The organism is Streptomyces sp. NPDC051921 (genome assembly GCF_040680975.1).
In the GTDB taxonomy this organism is placed as follows: Bacteria; Actinomycetota; Actinomycetes; order Streptomycetales; family Streptomycetaceae; genus Streptomyces.
On sequence record NZ_JBFAXU010000001.1, the window covers coordinates 149,709 to 175,071 of the forward strand.

A 25,363-nucleotide genomic window follows, 5' to 3' on the forward strand; every position below is an offset into this window, starting at 1 on the left:
CGCAGCTGCGGGTGTGCACGGTTGTGTGCGCAGATGCGGTGGGCACGGTTGTGCACGCAGATGTGGATGCGGAGTGGAGTCTTGTCGACGCGGAGGGTGATCGCACATCCGTGCGCCGCTTTCCGGCCGGTCCGCCCGGCCGGGGCCGACCGACTGGTCGTTCGGCCAGCTGGGGCAGGGGAACCGCCACTTCCGGACCGCCTCGCGGGGACTCGTGCGCGCGGGCGGTTCAAGCCCGAACAACCCCCTGACCTGCGCCGATCCAAAACTGGTTCGGCCTTGTAGGACATCCGACCCGCTCGGCTCGACCGGAAACACGCCGAAGGGCCGGACCCCCGCAGGAGCCCGGCCCTTCCGTCCTTCCCGGCGGTCCGACGAGACGTCAGCCCTTGCTGACCGCCGCCAGGATCTCGGGCAGCCGGCCCGCCACGCGCGGCGCCGCCAGCTTCAGGCCGCCCTGGACGAGCAGCGCGCCGTAGAGCACACCGCCCGGGAGCAGGACCCACAGCAGCGACTCGTGGTCCGCGAGGTGGAGGAAGAGCGTCAGGCCGATCACCGGGGCGCACAGCAGCGCCGAGGCGAGCATGCCGCCGAAGATGGAGATCCAGGCGAGGCCGCCCTGGCCCGGGGCCACGTTCTTGTAGGCGCTGTCCTGCGGGATCGAGTACGGGAAGTTCGCCGAGGCGAAAGCCCCCGTCGACATCATCGCGCCGAGCAGTGCGAACGCGACGCCCAGGGCCTCCGGCAGCCGGTCCCAACGGCCGAGCACGGCGGCCGTCGCCGTCGTCACGAGGGCCGTGTACGGCACCGTGATCGTCAGCAGCGCGAGGGCCCGGGCCCGGAGTTCGGCGTACGCGTCGGCCGGTGTCGCGATGGTCTGCGCCACCATCCAGAAGGCGGAGGTGTCCTGGCCGAACTGGTTGTACATCAGCATGCCGAGCATGCCCGAGGCGAAGCAGGCGAAGTAGATCGAGCCCGTGCCCTGCAGCGCGTTGAAGAGGGGGACGATCGCGCCGATGGCGAGCGAGGTCACCCACGCCGACTTCGTCTTCGGGTCGCGCCAGATGTAGCGCAGGCTGCGCTCCATGACCGTGCCCGTGCGCCCGCCCGGCAGCAGTCGGCCGAGCCGCCCGGAGGAGGCGGACGTGTCCTTGGCCCCCGCGTCCGGGGACGCGCCGATCGTGGAGCCGTCCGGCTCGGTCATCAGGCGGACCAGGCTGTGCTGCCACCAGTACAGGAGCCCCAGCACCGCGGCCGCGGTGAGCACCAGCTTGACGGCGGCGATCGCGTAGTCGCCGTCACCGGCCGCGTCGATCGCGGAGACCGCGGAGGCCGGCGGCAGCCAGCCCACCACCTCGGCGGCCGGCTCCAGCGAGGAGACGCCGCCGGCCCGCCCGAGCCGCTGCGCGCCGAAGTTGACGAACTGCATGCCGACCGCGATCACCAGGCCGGACAGGACGGCCAGGTCACGGCCCTTGCGTGAGGTGAGGAGCCGGATGTTCGCGGCGGCCACCGAACGCGAGAGCGCCACGCACGTCAGTACGACGAGCGGCACCGCGAGGGCGGCGACCGCCGTCCCGGCCGCGCCGACGGCGAGGGCCAGGCCCGCGCCGACCGCCAGGATCGTGGTGAGGAGCGGGCCGACCCCCACCAGGGAGGCCACGAGCAGCGCCCGGACCAGCGGCCGGGGCCGCAACGGCAGCATGACGAGCCGCGAGGGGTCGAGGGTCTCGTCGCCGCTCGGCACGAACAGCGGCATGACCGTCCAGGACAGCGCGATGACGCCGGCGAGCAGGACGGTGACGGTCGGCGCGGCCGTGTGCCCGCGCATCAGGACGAAGGCGAACAGCATCACGACGGCGAGGAGGGCGGAGAAGACGATCGAGACGACGTAGGCGGCGGTGCGGCTGCCCGACTGCTTCAGGCCGTTCCTCAGCAGCGACAGCTTGAGCCGTACGAAGACGGAGGTGAGGGAGGGCGAGGCGACCGCCGCTGCCGTGGCGGTCGGGGCCGGCGGGGTGGCTGTGGTCATCGGGTCCGACCGCCCAGCCAGTCCAGGGACTCCCCGGCGTCCCGCCCCTGGGCGCCGACCAGTTCGAGGAACGCGGCCTGCAGCGACGGCGCCGAGCCCCGCACCTGCTGCAGCGGGCCCTGCGCGCGGATCTGGCCGGCGGCCATCACGGCCACCCAGTCGCACAGCGACTCCACGAGCTCCATGACGTGGCTGGAGAAGACCACGGTCGCGCCGGAGGAGGTGTAGCGCTCCAGGACCCCGCGGATGGTCTGCGCGGAGACCGGGTCGACGCCCTCGAACGGCTCGTCCAGGAAGAGGACTTCGGGGTTGTGCAGCAGTGCGGCGGCGAGGCCGATCTTCTTGCGCATGCCGGTCGAGTAGTCCACGACGAGCTTGTGCTGCGAGCCGGCGAGGTCGAGCACCTCCAGCAGCTGGGTCGCGCGCTTGTCGACCTCGGCTCCGGGCAGTCCGCGCAGCCGGCCGCTGTACGCGAGGAGCTCACGGCCCGAGAGGCGCTCGAAGAGGCGCAGTCCCTCGGGCAGGATGCCGATCCTCGCCTTGACCTGGGCGACGGACTCGGGGTCGGCCCACACGTCGTGGCCGGCGACCCGGATGCGGCCCGCGTCGGGCCGGAGCAGCCCCGTGATCATCGACAGAGTGGTGGTCTTGCCGGCGCCGTTGGGGCCGACCAGGCCGATGAACTTGCCCGCGGGCAGGACCAGATCGATCCCGTTCACCGCGATCTGCTGGCCGAAACGTTTCCACAGCCCCTCGACATGAACGGCGGGCACGCCACCGGATCCCGATGCGTCGCCCGCCGTTTCGAACACTCCGTCAAATGCCTGGTCAGGCATCATGTTGCGTCAACCCTTCGGTTGTCCCCGTTGGTAATGGGCACAACCATACGGCTGGGCTCCTTACGGCCGTATGGCCAAAGAGCCCCGTCCTCAGGCCCGTCGCGTCCGCGCGTCGGCCGCCTCCCGCCCGCACGCGTAGGCGAGCGGGCTGATGAGCTCCTCCGCGTCCGGCAGCCAGCGGTTCGCCGGGGTGGGCTTGCGGGCCCACTGCACCGCGCCGAAGCCGCCGACCCGGGTCGGCGGCGCGGCCACGTAGTGCCCCTCGCCGCGCGTGGTGAGGTCGATCGAGGACGGCACCCAGCCCAACTTGCGCACCAGGTCGTGGATCTTGACCGCGGCGCCGGGCAGCACGAAGAAGAACATCCGGCGGTCGGGGGTGCAGGTCACCGGGCCGAGGGTCAGCTCCATGCGCTCCATGCGGGCCAGGGCGAGGAAGCCGGCCGACTCCGGCACCTCGATCGCGTCGAAGGTGCGGCCGGTGGGCAGCAGGATCGACGCCTTCGGCTGCTTCGACCACATCCGCCGGGCCCCGACGGCGCTGCCCGTCGCCTGGGTCGACCAGTCGGGCCTGGCCGGATGCGCGCCGGGCGACGGGCAGGCGTCCGCGCCGCAGGAGCAGCGTTCCCTGCCCTCGACCGCCTCCAGCCAGGTCCCGGGGAACACGTCCCAGTGCCGCTCTTCCGCGTACCGCACGGCGCTGTCCAGCAGCAGCTCGCCTCGCTGCTGGGGGATCTGTGCGGCTTCCGTGACTCCGATGGTCTCTTCCACGTCGAACTCAACTGCCGCCGTCACCTGGGGTTACGGGCGGGGCGACGAGCGGGGTGGCGCATCGATCCTGCATGCGGGGCGCACGGGTGCATGAGCGGGGGCGCGCGTGGGGCCGGCGAGCGGCGGGTGGGTATCCACGGGTGGGGGGCGTCGGCGGCGTGCCGTCACGAGGGCCGCGGCCGACGTGTCCGGTTTCGCGTGTTCACATCTGCATTGACCGGATATCAGCCGGGCACAGTGATCAACAGTCCCGTCGATCAACGGCCGTTGACCGCCGGACCCGACGTGATCACCGCACCGGCCTCAGGGGGTAGTCAACATGGCAGCCAGGCCACTCGTCGCCCGCCAGCCCAACGAACGGCTGCAGGCGCTCATCCAGGAGGCCGGGTGCTCCAACGCCGGCCTCGCCCGCAGGGTCAACATGGTCGGCGCGGAGCGCGGCCTCGACCTGCGGTACGACAAGACCTCGGTCGCGCGCTGGCTGCGCGGGCAGCAGCCGCGCGGCCGGGCTCCCGGCATCATCGCCGAGGCCCTGGGCCGCAAGCTCGGCCGCACGGTCACGATCGACGAGGTCGGCATGGCCAACGGCCGCAACCTCGCCTCGGGCGTCGGGCTCCAGTTCGCACCGACTGTGCTCGGCGCGATCGAGCAGGTCTGCGAGCTGTGGCGCAGCGACGTCGGCCGGCGCGACTTCCTGTCCGGCTCGACCGTCGCCGCCTCCGCGCTCGTCGAGCCGAGCCGGGACTGGCTGATCACCGCCGCCGACCCGCAGGTGGCACGCGCCGCCGGGGCGCGGGTCGGGGCCTCGGACGTCGCGGCGGTACGGGCGATGACCGCCGCCCTGGTCGACCTGGACCGGCGGTTCGGCAGCGGGCACGTGCGGCCCGTGGTGGTCCACTACCTCAACAGCGTGGTGTCGGGCATGCTCTCCGGCTCGTACCGGGAGACGGTGGGCCGGGAGCTGTTCGCGGCGGTCGCCCGGCTGACCGAGCTCGCCGGCTACATGGCCGTGGACACCGGCCAGGCCGGGCTCGCCCAGCGCTACTACATCCAGGCCCTGCGGCTCGCGCAGGCGGCCGGCGACCGGGCGTACGGCGGATATGTGCTCGCCGCGTCCATGAGCCACCTGGCCGCCCAGCTCGGCAACCCGCGGGAGATCGCGCAGCTCGCGCGGGCCGCGCAGGAGGGCGCACGCGGCCAGGTGCCGCCGCGGGCCGAGGCGATGTTCCTGGCGGCGGAGGCCCGCGGCCACGCGCTGCTCGGCGACGCGTACGCCTTCGAGCGCGTCGCCGGGCTCGCCGAGGAGGCCCTGGAGCGGGCCGACCCGGAGGCGGGCGACGACCCCCCGTGGATCGCCCACTTCGACGACGCGTACCTCGCGGACGAGCTGGCGCACTGCCACCGGGACCTGGGGCAGGCGCGGGAGGCTGCCATGGCGGCCGAGCGGTCGCTGTCCGGCCACCCCGGGACCCGGGCCCGGCGGCGGGCGATCGGCCTGGCGCTGCTCGCCTCGGCACAGGTCCAGCAGCGCGAGGTCGAGCAGGCCTGCCACACCGGCACCCGCGCCCTGGAACTGCTCGCGACGCTGCGCTCCTCGCGCGGCGCGGAGTACCTGGGCGACCTGCGGGAGCGCCTGGAGCCGTACGCGGGGGAGGCGGTGGTGCGGGAGTTCGGGGCGCGGCTCGACCTCTACGCGGCGTAGGGCCGGTCCGGCGACCGGGGCCGGGGCCGCCGGACGGGGCCTACGTCACACCTCTGTCACACACGTGTGCGGGGGGTCGCACGCACCGGGTAGCGTGAGCCGACGATTCCGTAGGTTCGGTCCAGCAGTCCATCAACAGGAGTCCCGGTGACGCACAGCGGACAGGGGCCGGAGCAGCAGTATCCGGCCGCTCAGCCCCTCCCCCCTGAGGTGACCCCTGGCGGCACGGCGGACGCCCAGGCGACGCAGTACCTGCCGCCGGTCCCGGCTCAGCCGCCGGTGGCGCCGCCGCAGCCCGGTTACGGATATCCGCCGCCGGCCCAGGCCCCGCAGCCGGGTTACGGCTACCCGCAGGCCGCCCAGCCGCAGCCCGGGTACGGCTACCCGGGCCCGGACTCGCAGGCGACGCAGTACATCGCGCCCGTGCCGCCGCAGGCCCCGCAGGGGTCGCAGGACGCCCAGGCCACGCAGTACCTGCCGCCCGTCGCCGGTGGCCCGGCGCCCGCGGCCATGGGCGGCCCCGACGCCCAGGCGACCCAGTACATGGCGCCCGTGCCCCCGCAGGCCCCGGCCCCGCACCTGCAGCCGGAGCGGCCGCCGCTCGCCGACTTCGACAACCTGTTCCGCAGCGAGACCCCGCAGCCGGCCGCGGCGCCCCCGGTCGTGCCGCAGCCGCAGTACCAGCCGCCGCAGCCGCCGCCCCCGCAGCAGTACGGCTACCAGGACGCGTACCAGCAGGACGCCTACCAGGACGCGTACTACGACGACGAGCCCCAGCCGGCGCGCCGCAGGTCCCCGGCCGTGCTGATCGCGGCCGTGGTCGCCGGCTGCGCCGTGGTCGGCCTCGGCGCGGGCGCGCTGCTCAGCGGCGGCGACGACGACAAGAAGGACACCGCCAAGGGCGGGCAGAACGTGGCCGCCAGCTCCGCCGCGCCGTCCGGCGGCGCGACCGAGAAGGCCGCCGACCCGGCGGAGACGCAGGCGAAGGCGCTGGACAAGCTGCTCGCCGACAGCAACAACAGTCGCGGCGCGGTGATCCGTTCCGTCGAGGCGATCAAGAACTGCACCAACCTCGACCAGGCGGCGAGCGACCTGCGCGGCGCCGCCGAGCAGCGCCGCGGTCTGGTCACCCGGCTCCAGGGGCTCTCCGTGGACCAGCTGCCGAACAGCTCGGCGCTGACCGGGGCGCTCACCAAGGCCTGGCAGGCGTCCGCCGCCGCCGACGACCACTACGCGGCCTGGGCGGAGCAGGCGAAGGGCAAGAAGATCTGCAAGGGCGGCCACGCCCGGTCGACCTCGCAGACGGTCGAGGCCACCAAGAAGAGCGCCGAGGCGACGAGCGCCAAGAAGGAGGCGGCCGGGCTGTGGAACCCGACCGCCGACAAGTACGGACTGACGAAGCGCGAGCCCACCCAGCTGTAGGCCGCGCGCCCGCCCGACGGCGGGCGGGCGCGCTCCGGGCCGCTACGGTGCGGCCAGGACCGTCTCGCCGACGTCGACGAAACCGGGCTTCTGCGCCACGAGCCGCCCGTTCCGGACGACCTGGAACGTCACCTCGTGGTTGACGATCCGGGGGAAGTCGCGGGCGCCGAGCAGGTCGTCGTAGCGCCAGCGCAGCGGGGGCGTCAGACCACCGGTGTCGATCTTGGCGCCCTGGTCGAGGGCGTGGCTGATCCGCAGGGCGGTGACCTTGTCGCCGCCGAGGGACTCGACCACCTGCTTGAAGACGGTGTACGCGATCCAGGTCGTCTGCACGCCCGCGTCCGTGGGGTCGACCCGGTTGTCCACGAAGGCGTGTTCCTTGATCACCTTCCGCATCGGCTCCCAGGCCTTGTCGTCGGCGTCCGGGTACCAGCCGGTGACGTAGGCGCCTTCGAACGGGCTGTGCGCGCCGCCGGTGCGGTCGATGAGCGGCTGGCCGACGCTCCCGAGGACGGAGGAGATGCGGACGGACTCGCCGTCGTCGCCCTTGCGCTCCGGGAGGCGGCGGAAGGAGTCGAAGAAGGTCTGGGTGCGCTCGCCGAGGACGGCGGTGACGCAGCCCTTCTCGCTGCCGGCCCGGAGGCGGGCCTTGCCGGCCTGCTCCGTGTACTCGGCGGCGTCCTCGACCGCCGGGATGTCGACGGCGCCGCGGTGGCTGGCGTCGCGCAGGCCGGAGTTGAGCAGGTCCGGCAGCTTGTCGCCGGCGATGGTGTCGGGGCGGACCAGGGAGACCTTGCGGCAGCTCGCGGCGAGCTGCATGCCGTGTCCGGCGATGAGGGAGGCCTGGCCGCCGTTGACGGGATAGGAGAGCGGGCTGGTGAACTCGTCCTCGGAGAGGCCGTAGCCGCCGATGTAGGGGATGCCGGCGCCCTCCAGCGGGGCCATGAAGGCGCGCCCGTGCTGGCTGTAGGAGCCGACGACGGCGACGGCCCCTTCCTGGACGGCCCGGCGCGCGCAGGCCGCGGCGCCGGAGTTGCTGTTCTGCTCGTTGCAGGTGAGGACGCGGAGCTCGTGGCCGTCGATGCCGCCGTTGGCGTTGATCCAGCGGGCGTAGGCCTGGGCCATGGCGGGCATGCCGGGCATGTTGGTGGCGCGGGTCTGGTCAGGGGCCCACGTCATGACGGTGACGGGCTCCCTGGAGCCCCCCGTGGCCCCAGGGAGAACGCCGCAGCCGGTGAGCAGCGACGCTGCGGCCGCCGCTGTCGTGACGTACGCGAGAAGTGGGGTGAGTCGCCTACCGGTCATGACCATGCACAATTCCGCCCCACGGGTAACGCGGGAGTGAGCAAGACTCAACGCAAGGTGACGTCAAGGTGAATTACCGGGGTCGGCCGGGGTCGGGAGGGGCGCTGTCAGTGGGGAAACGTACGATCGAGCGATGTCCGGTACCACCTCCACCCCCACCTCCGGTTCGGTGAACCCTTCCCGTCGCGGCCGTCGCTCCTCCACCATGGGCGGCATGCCGCTCAACGACATGCCGTGGTGGCGCTGGCGCGCCAATGTGCGCTCCGCGCTGCACATGCTCTCGGACCCGGGGTTCCACGAGACGACCTGGCTGGCCGGCCAGGACGGGTTCGGCGACGTCACCGACGCCGTCTACCGACTGGTCGAGGACACCTGGCTGGACAGCTGGTCAGCCGAGAAGTACGTGGGGACGATATTCCGCGACTCCGGCGAGGCCGCCCTCGTCGACGTGGCCGTGCTGCGGGTGCTGAGGATCATGCACCAGGTCGGCGCGGACGCCCCGGTCTCCGCGTATCTGGAGCACCACGGCTGGCCGGAGGCCGTACGAGCGGCCCGCGAGGCGCACGTACGGCTCGCGACGGCCGACGAGGAGGACCCGGACGCGCCGCCGCGCTCGCTGGAGGTCCTCCGCATCATGACGGGCTCCGCCTGAGGCCGTGGCGAGTCCACGGCCTGCCGCCTGCCGCCGCCTGCCTGGCGTCCGCGCGCGGTCCGTCCGGTGTCCGTCCGGTGTCCGCTCGACGTCCGTCTGACGGACGACCGGGGGCCCGGCCCGCCGGGTGTGGCACGCTAGCCGGATGACCGACCAGTACGTCCTCACTCTCTCGTGCCCGGACAAGCAGGGCATCGTGCACGCCGTGTCGAGCTACCTCTTCATCACGGGATGCAACATCGAGGACAGCCAGCAGTTCGGAGACCGTGACACGGGTCTCTTCTTCATGCGGGTCCACTTCCAGGCCGAGTCCCCGGTCACGGTGGAGAAGCTGCGGGCGAGCTTCGCCGCCGTCGGCGACGCCTTCGCGATGGACTGGCAGATCAACCGGGCCGACGAGCCGATGCGCGTCGTGCTGATGGTGTCGAAGTTCGGCCACTGCCTGAACGACCTGCTTTTCCGCTCCCGGATCGGCGCGCTGCCGGTCGAGATCGTCGCCGTCGTCTCCAACCACACCGACTTCGCGGAGCTGGTCGGCTCGTACGGCATCCCCTTCCGGCACATCCCCGTGACGAAGGACACCAAGCCGGAGGCGGAGGCGGAGCTCCTGGCCCTGGTCGAGGAGCACAACGTCGAGCTCGTCGTCCTCGCCCGCTACATGCAGGTCCTCTCCGACGACCTGTGCAAGCAGCTCTCGGGCCGGATCATCAACATCCACCACTCCTTCCTGCCGAGCTTCAAGGGCGCGAAGCCCTACCACCAGGCGCACGCCCGCGGTGTGAAGCTGATCGGCGCGACGGCCCACTACGTGACGGCCGACCTCGACGAGGGCCCGATCATCGAGCAGGAGGTCGAGCGGGTGGGCCACGAGGTGACCCCGGACCAGCTGGTCGCCATCGGCCGTGACGTCGAGTGCCAGGCCTTGGCCCGCGCGGTCAAGTGGCACGCGGAACGCCGCATCCTCCTCAACGGGCGCCGCACCGTCGTCTTCGCCTGACGCGCCCGCCCGAGGCTCCCACCGGCCGCCTTGGTCCGAGGCCTTCGCGCGACGCCTCCGTCCGAGGCCCCGCGCGACGCGTGCGCCCGAGGCCTTCGCGCGACGCGTCCGCCCCAGGCCTTCGCGCAGCGGCTACAGGCGGCTCAGCGAGGCCGCCGCGAACAGCACGTCGCGGATGGCCTCGCGGTCGCCGTCCTGGCCCGCGGCCGCCTCTTCCGGCGGCACGTGGCCCGCGATCAGCTGGCAGAACTCGACCGCGTCCATCGCCACCTGGGCCACCGCGTGGTCGCGCGAGCCGAGGGCCGCGGGGGAGTCCAGGGCGATGTACCAGTGGCCGCCGCCCGCGCCCTCGATCTCCAGGTGGAGCGAGCGGCCGGGCGAGCCGGCCGTGACGAGCTCGCGGGCCGGGGCCGCGAGACCCGCGCGGCGCCGGCCGGCCAGGGCAGCCGGCAGCTGCCGGGCCGCCAGGTCGATCATGCCGTGCATATGGGCGCCGGTCGGCGGGTCGTACGGGTACGCCACCGCCTGCGCGATGTCCTCGGCGTGCACCCAGCACTCGAAGGCCCGCTCCAGGAGCGAGTCCCGCAGCGGCAGGGCGAAGTCCCCGTACGTCACCGTCAGATCCGCCACCCCGCGCCCCGCGAAGGAGACCGTGCGGATCAAGGTGTGGCTCTGCTCACGCCACGGCTCGCGGATCGTCCGGGTCGGCGGACGGTGCGCGGAGTTCCAGTACTGGTCCGTCCGCTCGGCCGGCGACAGCTCGTCCGTGCCCGCGCCCAGCGGGTCGTCCAGGCCGAGGGAGGCCGCCACCAGGCCGTCCACGGCGAGGAGGTGTCCGATCACCCCGGCGACCGTGGTCTTCCGGTGCACCCGCCGCTCGTCCTCGAACCACTTGAGCCGCACCGGCGCGTGCCACTCCGACTCGCCGATGTCCCGCAGCAGCGCGTCGAGCCGCGCGGTCTCCGCGTCGTACGGCGTCGCCCAGGCCGGGACGGGGATCCGGGCCGGGCGCCGCCCCAGGCAGTTCTCCAGGACACGGGAGCGCAGCAGGGGGTCGAGGTCCAGGTCACGCTCGGCGTGCAGCAGCCCCACCGCGTCGCGCAGCCGCAGCGCCTCGTCCGCGCAGGGGGCGCACTCGGTGAGGTGGTACTCGACGGCCCGCGTCTCCTCCGCCGAGCAGGCCGACAGCGCCCATGCGCCGAGGAGTGACTTGAGCACGCGGTGGGGGAGTTCGAGGACCGGCTCGGCGGCCTCGGCCGACGGGGCGCCGTCCGTAAAGTCCGGAAGGCCCTGAACATCCCGGACGTCCTGGCCGTCCCCACCGTCGCCGACGTCCCGGAGAGGGGTCGTCAGGTCCGCGTGGTCGTCGGCGGCCGGCCGTGGGCCCGGTATCCGGGGGGCGCGTGCGATCTCCTCGGGACCGTCGTTCGCCCCGGTCACAGTGCCCGTCCGTAGCCGCCGGAACCGGGCGGCGAAGAGCCCTCCAGGGGCCGGGTGTTGGCCGTCGACAGGAGCTGCAGCCCGAGCCGCAGCCGGCGCCGCGCCTCGTCCTCGGTCACCCCGAGGTCGGCAGCCGTCTGGCGGTAGTCCCGGCGCTGGAAGTACGCCAGTTCCAGGGCCTGGCGCAGCGGGGTCGGCATGGACGTCACGATGTAGTCGGCGCGGGCCGCGGCCGAGGCCCGGCGCACCTTCTGCTCCAGCTCCTCCGCCGAGCCCTCGCCGCGCTCGGCGTACGCCACCGCCTCCGACTGCCGCAGCCGGTACACGGCCTGCCGCTGGGTCAGCCGGGCCACCCACGAGCGCATGTTGCCCTGCTTGGGGTCGTACGCGTCGGGGTTCTCCCAGATGTAGCCGAAGACCTCGCGGGTGATCTGGTCGGCGGCCTCGTCGTCGTCGAGGACCCGGTGCGCGAGGCTGTGGACGAGGGAGGCGAAGCGGTCGTACAGCTCGCCCAGCGCGGCCGCCTCACCGCGCGCCAACCGCTGCTGCATTCTGCGGTCCCAGCGCGGTGGTGTGTCCTTCGCCGCCATCCGTGGCCCTCCCGACAGCCCTCCCGACCCGAGTTACACGTTCCAAAGTAATGCGCCCGGACCCGGCGCACCTCTCTTTGCGGCAAGTGCGCCCTTGACGGAGCGCCGAGTGGTAAGGAAAGCGTCAACCCCGCCGACGAGGGTTTCGATCGGGGCGCAGCGGGCAGCGGGAGGGGACAGGAAGCACAGCCTCCGCTTGCCCCCGCTTGAAAGGCGCCGCTCGTGACGATCCGGGTCGACGAGGACGAGCAGGAAACGTGGACCGTGCTGCGGATCAGCGGGGAGGTGGACCTGGTCACCTCCCCGCTGATCCGCAGACGCGTCCACGCGGCCGTGGCCGGCGGCCGGCACGACGTGGTCCTCGACCTGTCCGCCGTCCGCTTCTGCGACTCCAGCGGGGTCGGCGTGCTCGTCGCCGCCCGGCGCCTCATGCGTTCCTGCGGCGGCAGGCTCCGGTTGATCCTGCCCGCCCGCGGCGCCGAGGACGGGGCGCACGTCAACCGGGTGCTCGCGGCGCTCGGCGTCCGCCGCCTCTTCGAGGTGTACGCGGACGTGCCCGCCGCCCTCGACGACACGGCCCCACCCCTCTCGGCCTGAACGGCCGGCCCGGTCCGTCCGTCGTGCCTCGCCCGTCCGACGCGAACCCGCCCGGTCCGCCCGTCGTGCCTCGCCCGCCCGGTGCGAACCCGCCGGGCTCGTCCGTCGTGCCTCGCCCGCCCGGTGCGAACCCGCCGGGCTCGTCCGTCGTGCCTCGCCCGCCGACGCGAACCCGCCCGACCGGTCGGCACGTCCGGCCCGCACGCCCGGCCGCCTGACCGGACCGCCGGGCCTCAGGAATCCGCGAACCGCTCGCGCAGCTTGTACTTGAGCACCTTGCGCAGTGTGTCGTTCCGCGGCAGCGCGTCCACCACCTCCAGCTGCTCGGGCAGCTTGAAGACGGACAGGCCCGCCGCGCGCAGGAAGGCCGTCACGGTCTCCAGGGTCAGCGGTGCGGCGCCCGGGGGCTGTTCGACCACCGCGCAGACCCGTTCGCCGCGCTCGGGGTCGGGCAGCCCGACGACGGCCGCGTCGCCGATGCCGGGGTGCTCGTGGAGGAGGTCCTCGATCTCCTTGGCCGAGATGTTCTCGCCCTTGCGGATGATGATGTCCTTGACCCGGCCGGTCAGCACGAGGTGGCCGCTCCCGGTCAGGTGCCCCACGTCCCCGGTGATGAGGAACCCGTCCTCGTCGAAGGCGGCGGCCGTCTGCGCCGGGTCGAGGTAGCCGCGGCACACCGCCTCGCCGCGCAGCCGGACCTCGCCGCCCTCCGCGATGCGTATCTCCATGCCCGCGGGCGGGCGGCCCTCGGTCGTGGCCAGGTTCTCGGGGGTGTCGCCGGGGTCGCCCATGGTGATCATGGGGACCTCGGTCATGCCGTAGCCATGGGTGAGCTGGCAGCCCATCTCCCGTACGACGGCGTGGTAGATCTCCGGCGGTTTGGGCGCGCCGCCGCCCGCGAGCAGCCGCAGGGTGGGGATGACCGGCTCGCCCGGATGCTTGCGCTGCTCGGCGAGGAACATGGAGTAGAAGGCGGTGGACCCGCCGGCGACGGTGACCCCGTGCTTGCGGTACTCGTCCAGCGCGTCCGGCAGCGCGAAGTGTTCGAACATGACGGCCGGGAATCCGTACAGCAGCAGCATGACCGTGTAGTCGGGGCCCGCGATGTGCGCGTACGGGAAGGCCATCGAGCCGACGTCGGTCCCGCTCAGGTGCAGGGCGTGCGCCAGGCAGGAGCCGCCGGCGATCAGCGAACGGTCGGTGTGCAGCACGCCCTTGGGGTCGGAGGTGGTCCCCGAGGTCCAGTAGATCCAGCGGACGGAGGTCCCGTCGGTCGGCGGGGGCGGCAGCACGCCGGGATCCCCGTCGGGCAGGTCGTCCGCGTCGTACGCCTCGAAGACCCCGCGCGCGCCGAGCCGACGGGCCATCTCCGTGTGGTCGAAGCCGCGCCACACCCCGGGCACGGCGAAGAACTCGGCGCCGGACCCGCGCAGCGCGAAGCCGACCTCCTTGTCCCGGTAGAAGGGGATGACCGGCGACTGCACGGCCCCCAGCCGGGCGAGCGCGAAGGTCAGCACGGCGGTCTCGATGCGGGTGGGCAGCTGCCAGGCGACGACGGTCCCGGGGCGCACCCCCATCCCGTACAGCCCGGCGGCGCAGCGCTCGGCGCGGTCGCGGAGTTCGCCGAAGGTGAGGGTGCGGTCGCCCTGGAGCAGGACGGGCCGGTCCGGGGTGAGCGCGGCCCGGCGTGCGACGAGTTCCCAGAGCGTCCGGGACGCGCCCAGGGCGTGTGCGGTTTCGGTCACGGCTTCGGTCACGACGGCTCCCCTGGCTGACGACTCCCGCAACTGACAATCCGTCAGATCGTGCGGAGAGCGTAGAGGGCCGGTCCTTGTCGGTCCAGGGGTGCGGGGCTAGCCTGATGCGGAGCCCGTATCTGACGGGTCATCAGAAACCGGAGGGGTCATGACGGAACTGCCCCGCATCATCAGCGTCGACGACCACGTGATCGAGCCCGCGCATCTCTTCGAGACCTGGCTGCCGGCCGCGTACCGGGACCGTGGGCCCAAGGCCCTGACGGCCGGGATCGGGGAGCTCGCGTACATCGGCGGCAAGTACCAGATCACGATGGACCCCGACGGCCCGCCCACCGACTGGTGGATCTACGAGGACCTCAAGTTCCCGTACAAGCGGAACATCGCGGCCGTCGGCTTCGACCGCGACGACATGACCCTGGAAGGGATCACCCGCGAGGAGATGCGGCGCGGCTGCTGGGACCCCAAGGCGCGGCTGGCCGACATGGACCTCAACCACGTCGAGGCCTCGCTCTGCTTCCCCACCTTCCCGCGCTTCTGCGGCCAGACCTTCGCCGAGGCGAAGGACAAGGAGGTCGCCCTCGCCTGCGTCCGCGCCTACAACGACTGGATGGTCGAGGAGTGGTGCGGCGACAGCGGCGGCCGGCTCATCCCGCTCTGCATCATCCCGCTGTGGGACATCGACCTCGCGGTGGCCGAGATCCGGCGCAACGCGGCCCGCGGGGTGAAGGCCGTGACCTTCTCCGAGATCCCGACGCACCTCGGCCTGCCGTCGATCCACTCCGGCTACTGGGACCCCTTCTTCGCGGTGTGCCAGGAGACCGGGACCGTGGTCAACATGCACATCGGCTCGTCCAGCCAGATGCCGGCCGCCTCGCCCGACGCCCCGCCCGCCGTCCAGGCCTCGCTCAGCTTCAACAACGCCATGGCCTCGATGATGGACTTCCTCTTCAGCGGGGTGCTCGTGAAGTTCCCGCGGCTGAAGCTGGCGTACAGCGAGGGCCAGATGGGCTGGATCCCGTACGCCCTGGAGCGCGCCGACGACGTGTGGGAGGAGCACCGCGCCTGGGGCGGTGTGCGCGACCTGATCCCCGAGCCGCCGTCCACGTACTACTACCGGCAGATCTTCTGCTGCTTCTTCCGCGACAAGCACGGCATCGCCTCGCTGGACGTCGTCGGACGCGACAACGCCACCTTCGAGACCGACTACCCGCACGTCGACTCGACCTTCCCGCACACCAAGGAGGTCGCCCTCGACCACGTGAAGGGCCTCGACGACGAGACGGTCTACAAGCTGATGCGCGGCAACGCCATCCGCATGCTCGACCTCGGAATCGTCTGATGGAGCTCGCGTACACGGAGGAGGAGGAAGACTTCCGGGCCCGGCTGCGGGAGTGGCTGGCCGCCGAGCTGCCGGCCCTGCCGGCCCGGCCCGACCCGCTCGACTGGCCCGGCCGGCGCGCGTACGACTGCGGCTGGCAGCGACGGCTGTACGACGCCGGGTACGGGCACGTCCACTGGGACGCCTCCCCGACCCAGCGGCTGATCTTCCTGGAGGAGACCGAACGCGCCGGCGCCCCCTACGTCGGCGCCAACTTCGTCGGCCTCCTGCACGCCGGACCCACGATCGCCGCCGAGGGGACGCCCGAGCAGCGGGAGCGCTGGCTGGAGCCGGTGCTGCGCGGCGACGAGGTGTGGTGCCAGGGCTTCAGCGAGCCCGGGGCCGGCTCCGACCTGGCCTCGCTGCGGACCCGGGCGGTACGGGACGGCGACGCGTACGTCGTCACCGGCCAGAAGATCTGGACCTCGCACGCCGAGGTCGCCGACCGGTGCGAACTCCTCGTCCGCACCGACCCGGACGCGCCGAAGCACCGCGGCATCACCTGGCTCGCGATGCCCATGGACGCCCCCGGCATCACGGTCCGGCCACTGCGGACCCTCGCCGGGTCGACGGAGTTCGCCGAGGTGTTCCTCGACGAGGTGCGGGTGCCGGTGGCCGACCGGGTGGGGGAGGAGAACGACGGCTGGCGGGTCACCATGGTGACCCTGTCCTTCGAGCGCGGCACCGCCTTCGTCGGCGAGGTCGTCGCCTGCCGCAGGGTCCTCGGAGAACTCGCCCGCGCGGCACGCAAGAACGGGCGCTGGGACGATCCCGTGCTGCGCCGCCGGCTCGGCCGGCTCGGCGCCGAGTTCCAGGCCCTGTGGCGGCTCACCCAGTGGAACGTCAGCGAGGCCCAGGCCACCGGCGGGGTCCCCGGCGTCGGCGGCTCCGTCTTCAAACTGCGCTACTCGCAAGCCCGCCAGGACCTGTACGACACGGCCGCCGCCGTTCTCGGGCCCGACGCGCTCGACCTGGGGCGCGACTGGAACCTCGACCGGCTGTCCTCGCTGTCGTACACGATCGCCGCCGGCACCTCGCAGATCCAGCAGAACATCGTCGCCGAGCGCATCCTCGGCCTGCCGAAGGGCCGGTGAACCGCCGCATGGACTTCCGACTCACCGAGGACCAGCGGGCGCTGCGGCGCGGGGTGCGGGAGCTGCTCGGCCGCCACTTCGACCGGGACGCGCTGCGGTCCGCGGTCGACGCGGGCGGTCCGCTCGACCGTGCCCTGTGGCGCGAGCTCGGTGCGGCCGGCTTCTTCGCGCTGCGGCTGCCGGAGGACGAGGGCGGGGTGGGGCTCGGCCTGCCCGAGGCGGTCCTTCTCTTCGAGGAGGCGGGCCGGGTGCTGCTGCCGGGGCCGCTGGTCGCCACGCACCTGGCCGCGGGCCGGGTGGCCGGGGCGGCGGAGGGGGAGGTCGTGGTCGCCGCGGCCGACGGGGAGCTCGTCGAGTGGCTGGACGCGGCGGACGTGGTGCTCGGCCCGACCGAGGGGGCCGCCCCGATCCGGTCCGTGGATCCGCTGACGCCGTTGCACCGGCTGCCCGTCGCCGCGGCGCCCCTCGGGGACGAGGCGTCCCTGCTCACCGCCGCCGAGCAGCTCGGCAGTGCCGGCCGGACCACGGAGCTGGCCGTCGCCCATGCCCGGGGCCGGGAGCAGTTCGGACGGGCGATCGGCGCCTTCCAGGCCGTCAAGCACCTGTGCGCCCAGATGCTCGTACGAACGGAAGTCGCCCGCGCCGCGGTCTACGCGGCGGCGGTGACGGCCGATCCGGTCGAGATCGCCGGCGCCCGGCTGCTCGCCGACGAGGCCGCGGTGGGCTGTGCCCGTGACTGCCTGCAGGTGCACGGTGGCATGGGCTTCACCTGGGAGGCCGATGTGCACCTGCATCTGAAACGGGCCTGGCTGCGGGCCGAGCGGGGCGGCTCGGGGGCGGCGGCGGAGGAGCTGGTGGCGGCCGCGCTGTAGGTGCCGGAGTGGTCGCGGCGTCACGCAGCGTCGATATCGGGTTGTGTCCTTCGGCGAGGTCGTCACGGGCCGGAGTCACCCTCCGGCTCCGGTACGCTCCGTGAGATGCGAGTGCTCGTGTGCCCGGATCGCGCCGGTGCCGCCCCTGCGGTGGTTCCGCGCTCGGGAATGCCCGCCGCTCGCGCCCCCTGGCGGCCTCGCGCGCGCCTCTGTTCGACTCCCCGCAACGTGCGTCGCACAGTATGGACCATGCGTACTCCTTCGCGCTGGAATATGCCCGAAGCGCTTGTTGCGGTGACTGTACGTCAACCATGCTGTCTCACAAGGGAATCACGTTCCGTTAGGTCGTCGAGGACGCCGGTTCGGATGGTGTGAACGGTGCAGGTGCTTCAGGTTCAGTTGGAGGTCGGGCCGGACCCGGCGGAAGTGGGGCGCGCCCGGCGGTGGGCGCGGTCACGGATGGCCGGCTCGGGGATAGAGGACGACGAGCCGCTGGCGGAGACGCTGGTGCTGCTGATCTCCGAGCTCGTGACGAACGCCGTGGTGCACACGGGCTGTCCGGCCGTGCTGCGGATGCTGTTCGGTGGCGGCGGGGTGCGCGTGGAGGTCGCCGATACGAGCGACCGCCCGCCGCAGCCGCGGCACGCGGACGGCCAGGACACCAACGGGCGCGGTCTGGAGCTGGTGGACGGCCTGGCGGACCGCTGGGGCTGGCAGCGTGAGGGCACGGGCAAGAGCATCTGGTGCGAGGTGGACCGTGCGCCGGGCGCCGGACCGGCCCCGCGCGTGTCACCCTCCCGGGTGCACTGTTGACGGTTCGTGGTGAATTGCTCACTCTTGGGTGAGCGATTCGTTCTGCGAGGGGAGTCGAGGGGCGTGGCCCCTCGGCGAGCGCGGGTCGTGACGGGTGGCGGCGGTCGTGCCGTGCTCGGGGCGCGCGCGAGTGCGCCGCCACCCGCGAGGGATCCCGCACGCCGCCGAGGGCGTGGATCCCGGGTGCGCTGGAGGTGCCGTCAGAAGACCGCGACCGGGGCCACCGGTGTGCCCGTGCCGCCCACGAAGGGTTCGGGCATCGCGGAGAGCAGGAAGGCGTGGCGCCGCTCCTGTGCACAGGCTGTGGACAGCGCCTCCAGATTCCAGTTCTGGCCCTGGAGCATGCCCATCTCGACGAGGTCGAGGGCGTGCACGGGCAGCCACAGGTTCTCGATCTCCGGCGGGAAGATCTCGAAGGTGAGCGTGTCGTTGGCGACCGCCGCCACGTCCCGGGCGTGGAACCACTCGGGGGTGCGGACGGACAGGCCGGGGGAGGGGAAGGCGTAGCCGTGCCTGTCGCCGGCCAGGTAGGCCTGGATCTGTCCGGTGCGTACGAGCACGATGTCGCCGGCCCGTACGGTGACTCCACCGAACTCGGCGGCCTCGTCGAGGTCTTCGGGGGTGACGGCGTGGTCGCCGGGCAAGCGGTCGACCCCCTTGGCCGCCGCCACGTCGAGCAGGACGCCGCGGCTGACGATGTGGCGTGCGGTGTGGATGCCGCTGAACTCGGAGCGCCCGTGCGGGGTGATGGTCGCGGCGGGGCGCCCGTTGTAGATCCGGCCCGAGTGCGAGACATGGGTGAGGGCGTCCCAGTGGGTGCCGGCCTGGAGGCCGAGGGTCACGGCGTCGTCGCTGGTGGCGACGGTGCCCGGCCCGAAGAGCTCCTGGTTGATCTGGACCATGACGTGCAGCGGGTTGACCCGGCCGGGGATCATGCCGGTCTGCACGCCGTCCTGCTTGAGCTCCACGGCGAGCGGGACGCGCAGACCGCTGCGGACGGTCGCGGCGGCCTCCCGCACCACCTCGTCGGTGATGAGGTTGAGCGTGCCGATCTCGTCGTCCTGACCCCAACGCCCCCAGTTGTTCACGCGCTTGGCGATGTCATGGAAAGCGGGCGGGAGGGCCGGGGGGTGAGGGGTCGGGAATGACATCGGGCGCCTCCGAGGTCTTGTTTTCCGGTGTCTGACGGGTCGTAGAATCCTGTCGACGTACGAATCTAACGGACCGTCAGAAACCGCGGGAAGGGGCCGGGCGTGGGGAACTTCTTGGCAGGGAAGGTCGTCGCCGTCACGGGCGCGGGCCGGGGGATCGGCCGCGCGGTCGCCCTCGCCTGCGCGGCGGAGGGAGCGAGGGTCGTCGTCAACGACTACGGCGTCTCCATCGAGGGCGGTGAGCCCACGAGCGAGGTCGCCGAGTCCGTCGTCAAGGAGATCGAGGCGGCGGGCGGCGCGGCGGTGGCCGTCGCCGACGACATCTCGACGATGGCGGGCGGTCAGCGCGTCGTGGACGTGGCGCTCGCCGAGTACGGACGGATCGACGGGGTCGTGTGCGTGGCGGGCATCCTGCGCGAGCGGATGCTCTTCAACATGTCCGAGGAGGAGTGGGACCCCGTCGTCGCCACCCACCTGAAGGGCACCTTCACCCTGTTCCGGGCCGCGTCCGCCGTGATGCGCCGGCAGGGCTCCGGCACGCTCATCGGCTTCACCAGCGGCAACCACCAGGGCTCGGTCGCCCAGGCCAACTACTCGGCGGCCAAGGGCGGCATCATCTCCCTGGTCCGCAGCGCGGCGCTCGGGCTGCACAAGTACGGCGTGACCGCCAACGCCGTCGCCCCGGTGGCCCGCACCCGGATGTCGGCCAACGTCCCGATGGAGCTGAAGGAGATCGGCGAGCCCGAGGACGTCGCCGCGCTCGTCGTCTACCTGCTCTCCGACCGCGCCAAGGCGGAGCGGATCACCGGCCAGGTGTACACGATCGCCGGACCCAAGATCGCGGTCTGGGCGCAGCCGCGCGAACTGCGCGCCGGCTACGCGGAGGGCGGCGCCTGGACCCCGGAGCGGATCGCGGACTTCCTGCCGGGGACGGTGGGGATCGACCCGATGCCGATGCTCCGGCAGCTGGAGGAGATGGCCCGGGCGGCAGCCGCCGGCGACCGCCCGAACTCCCGGAAGGAGAACGGTTCATGAGGGGCGTCGTCTTCGACGGGAAGCAGGTCCGGGTCGTCGACGACCTGGAGGTCCGTGACCCCGGTCCGGGCGAGGTGCTCGTCGCCGTCGCCGCCGCGGGGCTGTGCCACAGCGATCTGTCGGTGGTCGACGGCACGATCCCCTTCCCCCCGCCCGTCGTCCTCGGGCACGAGGGCGCCGGGGTCGTCGAGGCCGTCGGTCCGGGCGTCACCCACGTCGTCCCCGGCGACCACGTGGCCCTGTCCACGCTCGCGAACTGCGGCGCCTGCGCCGACTGCGACCGGGGCCGCCCCACCATGTGCCGCAAGGCGATCGGGATGCCGGGGCAGCCGTTCTCCCGGGCGGGCACGCCGCTGTTCCAGTTCGCGTCCAACTCCTCCTTCGCCGAGCGGACCGTCGTCAAGGCCGTCCAGGCGGTGAAGATCCCCGGCACCATCCCGCTCACCTCCGCCGCCCTCATGGGCTGCGGCGTGCTCACCGGCGTCGGGGCCGTGCTCAACCGGGCGAAGGTCGACCGCAGCGAGACCGTCGTCGTCATCGGCACCGGCGGCATCGGCCTCAACGTGCTCCAGGGCGCCAGGATCGCCGGCGCGACGACGATCGTCGCCGTCGACACCAACCCGGCCAAGGAGGGCCCCGCCCGGCAGTTCGGCGCCACGCACTTCCTGACGTCGACCGACGCCGTACGGGAGGTCCTGCCCACCGGAGCCGACCACGTCTTCGAGTGCGTCGGGCACACCGCGCTCGTCCGTGCCGCCGTCGACCTGCTCGACCGGCACGGGCAGGCGGTCCTGCTCGGCATGACGGCGCCGAAGGCCGAGGCGAGCTTCCTGCCCGCCGCGATGTTCCTGGACAAGTCGATCCTCGGTTGCCGTTACGGCTCCTCCCGCCCCCAGAAGGACATCGCCCTCTACGCCGAGCTGTACGGCTCCGGCCGCCTCCTCCTCGACGAACTCGTCACCACCACCTACCCGGTGGAGGAGTTCGCGCGGGCGGTGGAGGACATGGAGCAGGGGAAGGTGGCGCGCGGCGTGCTCACGTTCTGAGGCCCTGCCTCCCACCGCGGTCCGCGGCCGTCTTGCGGCGCCGCTCACTTGCCGAGGGCGCGGTAGGCCGCCACCGTCCGCTCCAGCGCCTCCTCGACCGGGGTGGCGACGGCGCCCAGCCGGTCCCGGACGAGTGTGGAGTCGACGACGAACGGTTCGGCGAACTCGTACCGCATCTCGATGAGTTCGCGCACCGTGCGGTTCACCGCGCCCATCGCGTACAGGGCGAACGTCGGCATCCGGCGCAGCCGGGCGCCGCCGGGGCGGCCGGTGGCGCGGTGGGCCAGCCCGACGAGCTCGCGGGTGGTGCGGGTGTGCGGGTCGTTGGGCAGGTGCCAGACGCGCCCAGGGGCGTCGGGGTGGCGGCCGAGGAGGGCGAGCGCCTCCCCGATGTCGGGAATGAACGTGTACGTGTGCGGCTGGTCCGGATCGCCGAGGACGGTGGCGGTACGGCCGGCCAGCAGGGCCGGGAAGACCAGGTCGCCGAGGTTGGACTGGGCGCCGCCGCGCGGCCCGAAGTAGTCGGAGGCGCGCCCGATCGCGACCTCCACGCGCCCGGCCTCGTGCGCGGCGAGCAGGTCCTGGGCCATCCGGCCGCGGAGCCGGCCCTTGCGGGTGGTCGCCGCGTCGGGGGTCTCCTCGGTGAACGGACGCCCGCCGGGCGGGCCGTAGCAGTAGACGTTGTCCATCGAGACCATCCGGGCGCCGGCCGCCTCGGCCGCGGCGAGCACCCCGGCCTGCAGTGCGGGGAACTCCTGCTGCCAGCGGTGGTACGGCGGGTTGAGCGCCTGGTAGACGACGGCCGCGCCGGCCGCGACGGCGGTGGTGAACGCGGGGTCGGCCGCGTCGCCGGCGGCCACCTCGACACCGTCGGGGACGTCCGCGCGACCGGACCGGTTGACGACCCGGACCGACTCGCCCTGGCGCACCAGTGCCTCGGCGACGGCCGTGCCCACGGCGCCCGAGCCGAAGATCACGTGACGGGGGGTGGCGGTGTGCTTCATGCGTCGACCTCGCGGAGGGAGCCCGGTCCGGAGGTCCGGGCGCGGGTGGTGGCGGGCAGGAGTCGGTGGAGCAGGACGCCGGAGAGGGCGGAGAAGGTGAGCGCCCCGGTGGCGCCGAAGACGGTGAAGCGCGCGTCCACCCCGACCCCGGCCAGGGTGGTCACCGTCCAGCCGGTCGCCCACAGGACCGGCATCGCCGCCGCCCAGAGCCACCGTAGCCGGGTGGCGCGCGGCAGGGCGCAGGCCTGGGCCGTGCCGAGCAGGACGCCCTCGACGGCGCCCATGAGCGCCAGTGGGCCGAGATCGGTCCGGTGGCCGACCAGGGCGGCGCCGAGCAGCAGCCCGAGCCCGCTGCCGGCCGCGGTGGCGGCGGCCCAGCGGGGCGGGTTCAGCCGGCCGGACGAGACGAGCGCCTGTCCGGCGCCGATCACCGCCCCCGTCGCGACCCCGCCCAGCAGGGCGCTCGTCGCGTCGTCGACCGGGCCGGCCGCCGCGCGGCCGGCGAGACCGGCGATCGGGAACGCCAGGAAACCGGCCGTCCACCGGATCCAGGCGCGCAGTGCGGGGCGCTTGAGGGCGCGGTAGGGGCGCTCGGGAGTGCGCTCGGGGACGGGGAGAGGGACGGACATCAGGACCACCTCCAATTTCTGTACGCTGTGCAATTAATGTACGCCGTGCAAAAATGACGCGTCAAGGTGTCGTGCGAGGACGGGACGAGGAGGCGGACGGATGGCAGCACAGGACACGCCGCCGGCGAAGCGGGGCAGGAAGCGGGCGGTCGGCGAGGACGAGGTGGTCGCGGCGGCCATCAGACTGCTCGGCGCCCGCGGGGCCGACGCGGTGAGCATCCGGGGGATCGCCGCCGAGCTGGGGCTCGCCCCCAACGCCGTCTACACGTACTTCCCGGACCGCGCCGCGGTGATCGGGGCGGTGGTCGAGCACCTGCTCGGCGAGACCGACCTCGCGGCCCTCGCCGCCCGCGACACGCCGTGGCGGGACCGCGTCCACGCGCTCGCGGCCGACCTGCGGCGCCGCCTGCTCGCCCACCCGGGAGCGGTCAACCTGCTGCTCTCCGGCCCGATGGACGGCCCGAACGCCCTCGCGCTCGGCGAGGCCCTGCTCGCCGCCCTCGCGGACGCCGGCCTCGACCCGACGGAGGCCGCCCGCGCCTCGTACCTGCTGATCGTCCAGGTCCTCGGAGCGATCGCCCTGGAGGCCGCCGAACTCCCCTCTCCCGCACCGGCCCCGCCGGTCGACGAGCGCGTCGCGGCCCGCCGCGAGCAGCTCCGCGCCGTCCCCGCCGACCGCTACCCGCGCACGGCCGGGGCGGCGGACACCATCGCGGCGTACGTCTCGGACGAGCAGTACGCGTGGGGTCTCGACCGGGTCCTGGACGGCATCGCGGGGCGGGCGAAGGGCTGACCTCCCGCGGGCTCGCTCCGGTCCGCAGCGAACGGGCTGACCGACCGCGGGGCTCGCCCCGGTCCGCATGGAACGGGCTGACCTCCCGCGGAGCCCACCCCGGTCCGCAGCGAACGGGCTGACCGACCGTGGAGCCCGCCCCGGCCCTCGGGAAACCGATGGGCCTCAGGGCCGTGCGTCGTTACGGTCCTGAGCATGTCCTATCGCGAGCTCGCCACCCGCCCCGTCCTCACCTGGTCGGCCGTCACGGTCGCCGCCCGCCTGCCCGTTGCCATGGCGCCGCTCGCGGCAGTGTTCCTGGTGCGGCAGCAGCCGGGCGGCTACACACTCGGGGCGGTGCTCGCCGCCGTGTACGTGATCGGGGAGATCGTCGGCGCGCCCGTCCTCGGGGTCCGGATGGACGCCGAGCGGGCCCGCCCGCACATGGCGGTCGGACTCGCGGTCGGAGCGGCGGGGTTCACGGGTCTCGGCGTCCTGGGGGGAGGGGCGCACCCGGTCCTGCTCGGCGCGTGCGCCTTCCTCGCGGGAGCGGGCCCGTCGGCCGCGCCGGGGGGAATGCGGGCGCTGCTCACCGGCATGGTCCCGGACCGCGCCGTCACCCAGGCGATGAGCATGGAGTCGATCCTGGTCTTCGCCATCTGGGCGGCCGCCCCGGCACTGACCGCCGGACTCGCCCTCGGCGTCGACCCGGCCGTACCGCTGCTGCTCCAGGCGGCGTCCATGGCGCTCTCGGTGGCCGGCCTGTGGCTGCTGCCGTACGGGTGGGCGGCGGAGCCCCAGGAGCCGGGGGCGTCGATGCGCCGGGTGCTGGTGCGGGCCTGGCCCGTGTACGTGTCGGGCGCCGCGGGACTGACGCTCCTCGCGCTCGCCGAACTGATCCTGCCGGCCCTCCTGGAACAGCGCGGGATCCCGCTGGGATGGGCCGGGCCGCTGCTCGCCGGGTTCTCGATCGGATCGGCCGTCGGCGCGTTCGTCTACGGGCTGCGCGGTTCCTGGCCCGGCCGGCTGACGGTCCAGTCCGCGGTTCTCGTCACCTCCGTCGCGGCCGGTGTCGCCCTGGCCGCCGTCCTGCCGTGGACGGCCGGCATCGCGGTCGCGCTCGCCGCCGCCGGCCTGCTCCAGGCGCCCGCCGGGCTCACCCGCAACCTCGCCCTGCGCCAGATCCTGCCGCCCGGGGCCCTCGCCGCCGGCTACTCGGTGATGTACGCGGCCGTCGGCGCCGGTTACGCCGCGAGCGGCACCCTCGCGGGCGCCCTCCTCAAGGTCGTCGCGCCGTCGACGGCGATCCTGTACGGGGTCGTCCTCACCCTGGCGCTGACCGCCCTCGGACTGTGGGGCGAGCGCCGGATCACGCCGGAGGGCAGGACGCCGGCAGCTCCGCCGTCCGTCGGGCGGGTCCGTCCGCGGACTGCGGGTTCCGACCGGTGACCGGGCGTCCGGGTGTGAG

General features: G+C 73.4%; 23 protein-coding genes. 13 read left to right on the forward strand and 10 right to left on the reverse strand.

The genetic code is table 11. From position 1 onward, the window contains the following. Positions 1-382: 382 nt before the first annotated feature. The 3 genes from AB0M16_RS00725 to AB0M16_RS00735 all read right to left on the reverse strand — a co-directional run bounded on the left by AB0M16_RS00725 (position 383) and on the right by AB0M16_RS00735 (position 3,639). Positions 383-2,032, reverse strand: a complete 1,650-nt coding sequence (locus AB0M16_RS00725) for a transporter (protein WP_365337254.1) — start codon at positions 2,030-2,032, stop codon at positions 383-385. Further along, the gene (locus AB0M16_RS00730) at positions 2,029-2,868 is read right to left on the reverse strand and encodes an ABC transporter ATP-binding protein (RefSeq protein WP_365337921.1); all 840 of its coding nucleotides are present in this window, start codon (positions 2,866-2,868) and stop codon (positions 2,029-2,031) included. Before AB0M16_RS00730 ends, AB0M16_RS00725 begins: the two co-directional genes overlap by 4 nt. Positions 2,869-2,961: 93 nt before the next feature. Continuing rightward, on the reverse strand, positions 2,962-3,639 hold the full coding sequence (locus AB0M16_RS00735; RefSeq protein ID WP_365337256.1) for a bifunctional DNA primase/polymerase: 678 nt from the start codon (positions 3,637-3,639) through the stop codon (positions 2,962-2,964). Between the two features lie 319 nt (positions 3,640-3,958). Between AB0M16_RS00735 and AB0M16_RS00740 the strand changes: the two genes are divergently transcribed. Both AB0M16_RS00740 and AB0M16_RS00745 read left to right on the forward strand, forming a co-directional pair. After that, positions 3,959-5,341: a transcriptional regulator gene (locus AB0M16_RS00740; protein WP_365337258.1), complete on the forward strand. Its 1,383-nt coding sequence runs from the start codon at positions 3,959-3,961 to the stop codon at positions 5,339-5,341. 147 nt (positions 5,342-5,488) lie between these two features. Beyond that, positions 5,489-6,763 carry a hypothetical protein gene (locus tag AB0M16_RS00745; protein WP_365337260.1) on the forward strand — a complete coding sequence of 425 codons (1,275 nt, stop codon included), beginning with the start codon at positions 5,489-5,491 and terminating at the stop codon, positions 6,761-6,763. 42 nt (positions 6,764-6,805) lie between these two features. Here the strand turns inward: AB0M16_RS00745 and AB0M16_RS00750 are convergent, their stop codons facing one another. Then, positions 6,806-8,080, reverse strand: coding sequence for an ABC transporter substrate-binding protein (locus tag AB0M16_RS00750; RefSeq protein ID WP_365337262.1), 1,275 nt, complete (start codon positions 8,078-8,080; stop codon positions 6,806-6,808). A gap of 121 nt (positions 8,081-8,201) precedes the next feature. On the opposite strand from AB0M16_RS00750, the gene AB0M16_RS00755 reads away from it, so the two are divergent. Next, the gene (locus AB0M16_RS00755; protein ID WP_365337263.1) at positions 8,202-8,720 is read left to right on the forward strand and encodes a hypothetical protein; all 519 of its coding nucleotides are present in this window, start codon (positions 8,202-8,204) and stop codon (positions 8,718-8,720) included. A gap of 145 nt (positions 8,721-8,865) precedes the next feature. After that, on the forward strand, positions 8,866-9,717 hold the full coding sequence (gene purU, locus AB0M16_RS00760) for a formyltetrahydrofolate deformylase (protein WP_365337265.1): 852 nt from the start codon (positions 8,866-8,868) through the stop codon (positions 9,715-9,717). Between the two features lie 132 nt (positions 9,718-9,849). On the opposite strand, the gene AB0M16_RS00765 is transcribed toward purU, so the two are convergent. Beyond that, positions 9,850-11,157 (reverse strand): maleylpyruvate isomerase N-terminal domain-containing protein, encoded by a 1,308-nt coding sequence (locus AB0M16_RS00765; RefSeq protein WP_365337267.1) that lies wholly within the window; start codon positions 11,155-11,157, stop codon positions 9,850-9,852. After that, a complete protein-coding gene (locus tag AB0M16_RS00770; RefSeq protein ID WP_365337269.1) occupies positions 11,154-11,708 on the reverse strand; it encodes a sigma-70 family RNA polymerase sigma factor in 555 nt (184 codons plus the stop codon). The genes AB0M16_RS00765 and AB0M16_RS00770 overlap by 4 nt, the downstream gene beginning before the upstream one ends. 261 nt (positions 11,709-11,969) lie before the next feature. On the opposite strand from AB0M16_RS00770, the gene AB0M16_RS00775 reads away from it, so the two are divergent. Further along, positions 11,970-12,344 carry an STAS domain-containing protein gene (locus AB0M16_RS00775; protein WP_365337271.1) on the forward strand — a complete coding sequence of 125 codons (375 nt, stop codon included), beginning with the start codon at positions 11,970-11,972 and terminating at the stop codon, positions 12,342-12,344. Positions 12,345-12,577: 233 nt separating this feature from the next. Here the strand turns inward: AB0M16_RS00775 and AB0M16_RS00780 are convergent, their stop codons facing one another. Then, positions 12,578-14,089: an AMP-binding protein gene (locus AB0M16_RS00780; protein WP_365337923.1), complete on the reverse strand. Its 1,512-nt coding sequence runs from the start codon at positions 14,087-14,089 to the stop codon at positions 12,578-12,580. Positions 14,090-14,249: 160 nt separating this feature from the next. On the opposite strand from AB0M16_RS00780, the gene AB0M16_RS00785 reads away from it, so the two are divergent. The 4 genes from AB0M16_RS00785 to AB0M16_RS00800 all read left to right on the forward strand — a co-directional run bounded on the left by AB0M16_RS00785 (position 14,250) and on the right by AB0M16_RS00800 (position 18,258). Further along, entirely contained in the window at positions 14,250-15,440 is a 1,191-nt protein-coding gene (locus tag AB0M16_RS00785) for an amidohydrolase family protein (RefSeq protein ID WP_365337273.1), read from the forward strand. Next, the gene (locus AB0M16_RS00790) at positions 15,440-16,573 is read left to right on the forward strand and encodes an acyl-CoA dehydrogenase family protein (RefSeq protein ID WP_365337275.1); all 1,134 of its coding nucleotides are present in this window, start codon (positions 15,440-15,442) and stop codon (positions 16,571-16,573) included. The genes AB0M16_RS00785 and AB0M16_RS00790 overlap by 1 nt, the downstream gene beginning before the upstream one ends. Before the next feature lie 8 nt (positions 16,574-16,581). Next, entirely contained in the window at positions 16,582-17,445 is an 864-nt protein-coding gene (locus AB0M16_RS00795) for an acyl-CoA dehydrogenase family protein (RefSeq protein ID WP_365337277.1), read from the forward strand. A gap of 378 nt (positions 17,446-17,823) precedes the next feature. After that, positions 17,824-18,258, forward strand: coding sequence for an ATP-binding protein (locus AB0M16_RS00800; protein ID WP_365337279.1), 435 nt, complete (start codon positions 17,824-17,826; stop codon positions 18,256-18,258). 200 nt (positions 18,259-18,458) lie between these two features. On the opposite strand, the gene AB0M16_RS00805 is transcribed toward AB0M16_RS00800, so the two are convergent. Further along, the gene (locus tag AB0M16_RS00805) at positions 18,459-19,409 is read right to left on the reverse strand and encodes a cyclase family protein (RefSeq protein ID WP_365337281.1); all 951 of its coding nucleotides are present in this window, start codon (positions 19,407-19,409) and stop codon (positions 18,459-18,461) included. Between the two features lie 102 nt (positions 19,410-19,511). Between AB0M16_RS00805 and AB0M16_RS00810 the strand changes: the two genes are divergently transcribed. Then, positions 19,512-20,444: an SDR family oxidoreductase gene (locus AB0M16_RS00810; RefSeq protein ID WP_365337283.1), complete on the forward strand. Its 933-nt coding sequence runs from the start codon at positions 19,512-19,514 to the stop codon at positions 20,442-20,444. Then, complete coding sequence (locus AB0M16_RS00815) at positions 20,441-21,490, forward strand: Zn-dependent alcohol dehydrogenase (protein WP_365337285.1); 1,050 nt, start codon at positions 20,441-20,443, stop codon at positions 21,488-21,490. The genes AB0M16_RS00810 and AB0M16_RS00815 overlap by 4 nt, the downstream gene beginning before the upstream one ends. 44 nt (positions 21,491-21,534) lie before the next feature. On the opposite strand, the gene AB0M16_RS00820 is transcribed toward AB0M16_RS00815, so the two are convergent. Together AB0M16_RS00820 and AB0M16_RS00825 are read right to left on the reverse strand one after the other, a co-directional pair. Then, entirely contained in the window at positions 21,535-22,494 is a 960-nt protein-coding gene (locus tag AB0M16_RS00820) for an NAD-dependent epimerase/dehydratase family protein (protein WP_365337287.1), read from the reverse strand. Next, positions 22,491-23,123 (reverse strand): hypothetical protein, encoded by a 633-nt coding sequence (locus AB0M16_RS00825; protein ID WP_365337289.1) that lies wholly within the window; start codon positions 23,121-23,123, stop codon positions 22,491-22,493. Before AB0M16_RS00825 ends, AB0M16_RS00820 begins: the two co-directional genes overlap by 4 nt. A gap of 100 nt (positions 23,124-23,223) precedes the next feature. On the opposite strand from AB0M16_RS00825, the gene AB0M16_RS00830 reads away from it, so the two are divergent. After that, complete coding sequence (locus tag AB0M16_RS00830; RefSeq protein WP_365337291.1) at positions 23,224-23,916, forward strand: TetR/AcrR family transcriptional regulator; 693 nt, start codon at positions 23,224-23,226, stop codon at positions 23,914-23,916. A gap of 195 nt (positions 23,917-24,111) precedes the next feature. Beyond that, positions 24,112-25,344, forward strand: a complete 1,233-nt coding sequence (locus AB0M16_RS00835) for an MFS transporter (RefSeq protein WP_365337293.1) — start codon at positions 24,112-24,114, stop codon at positions 25,342-25,344. Positions 25,345-25,363: the final 19 nt, after the last annotated feature.

Coding starts and splice junctions, on each gene's coding strand:
- AB0M16_RS00725 (WP_365337254.1), bottom strand. CDS start 2,032: ATGACCACAGCCACCCCGCCGGCCCCGACCGCCACGGCAGCGGCGGTC.
- purU (WP_365337265.1), top strand. CDS start 8,866: ATGACCGACCAGTACGTCCTCACTCTCTCGTGCCCGGACAAGCAGGGC.
- AB0M16_RS00740 (WP_365337258.1), top strand. CDS start 3,959: ATGGCAGCCAGGCCACTCGTCGCCCGCCAGCCCAACGAACGGCTGCAG.
- AB0M16_RS00730 (WP_365337921.1), bottom strand. CDS start 2,868: ATGCCTGACCAGGCATTTGACGGAGTGTTCGAAACGGCGGGCGACGCA.
- AB0M16_RS00805 (WP_365337281.1), bottom strand. CDS start 19,409: ATGTCATTCCCGACCCCTCACCCCCCGGCCCTCCCGCCCGCTTTCCAT.
- AB0M16_RS00795 (WP_365337277.1), top strand. CDS start 16,582: ATGGACTTCCGACTCACCGAGGACCAGCGGGCGCTGCGGCGCGGGGTG.
- AB0M16_RS00835 (WP_365337293.1), top strand. CDS start 24,112: ATGTCCTATCGCGAGCTCGCCACCCGCCCCGTCCTCACCTGGTCGGCC.
- AB0M16_RS00820 (WP_365337287.1), bottom strand. CDS start 22,494: ATGAAGCACACCGCCACCCCCCGTCACGTGATCTTCGGCTCGGGCGCC.
- AB0M16_RS00755 (WP_365337263.1), top strand. CDS start 8,202: ATGTCCGGTACCACCTCCACCCCCACCTCCGGTTCGGTGAACCCTTCC.
- AB0M16_RS00825 (WP_365337289.1), bottom strand. CDS start 23,123: ATGTCCGTCCCTCTCCCCGTCCCCGAGCGCACTCCCGAGCGCCCCTAC.
- AB0M16_RS00770 (WP_365337269.1), bottom strand. CDS start 11,708: ATGCAGCAGCGGTTGGCGCGCGGTGAGGCGGCCGCGCTGGGCGAGCTG.
- AB0M16_RS00830 (WP_365337291.1), top strand. CDS start 23,224: ATGGCAGCACAGGACACGCCGCCGGCGAAGCGGGGCAGGAAGCGGGCG.
- AB0M16_RS00815 (WP_365337285.1), top strand. CDS start 20,441: ATGAGGGGCGTCGTCTTCGACGGGAAGCAGGTCCGGGTCGTCGACGAC.
- AB0M16_RS00790 (WP_365337275.1), top strand. CDS start 15,440: ATGGAGCTCGCGTACACGGAGGAGGAGGAAGACTTCCGGGCCCGGCTG.
- AB0M16_RS00785 (WP_365337273.1), top strand. CDS start 14,250: ATGACGGAACTGCCCCGCATCATCAGCGTCGACGACCACGTGATCGAG.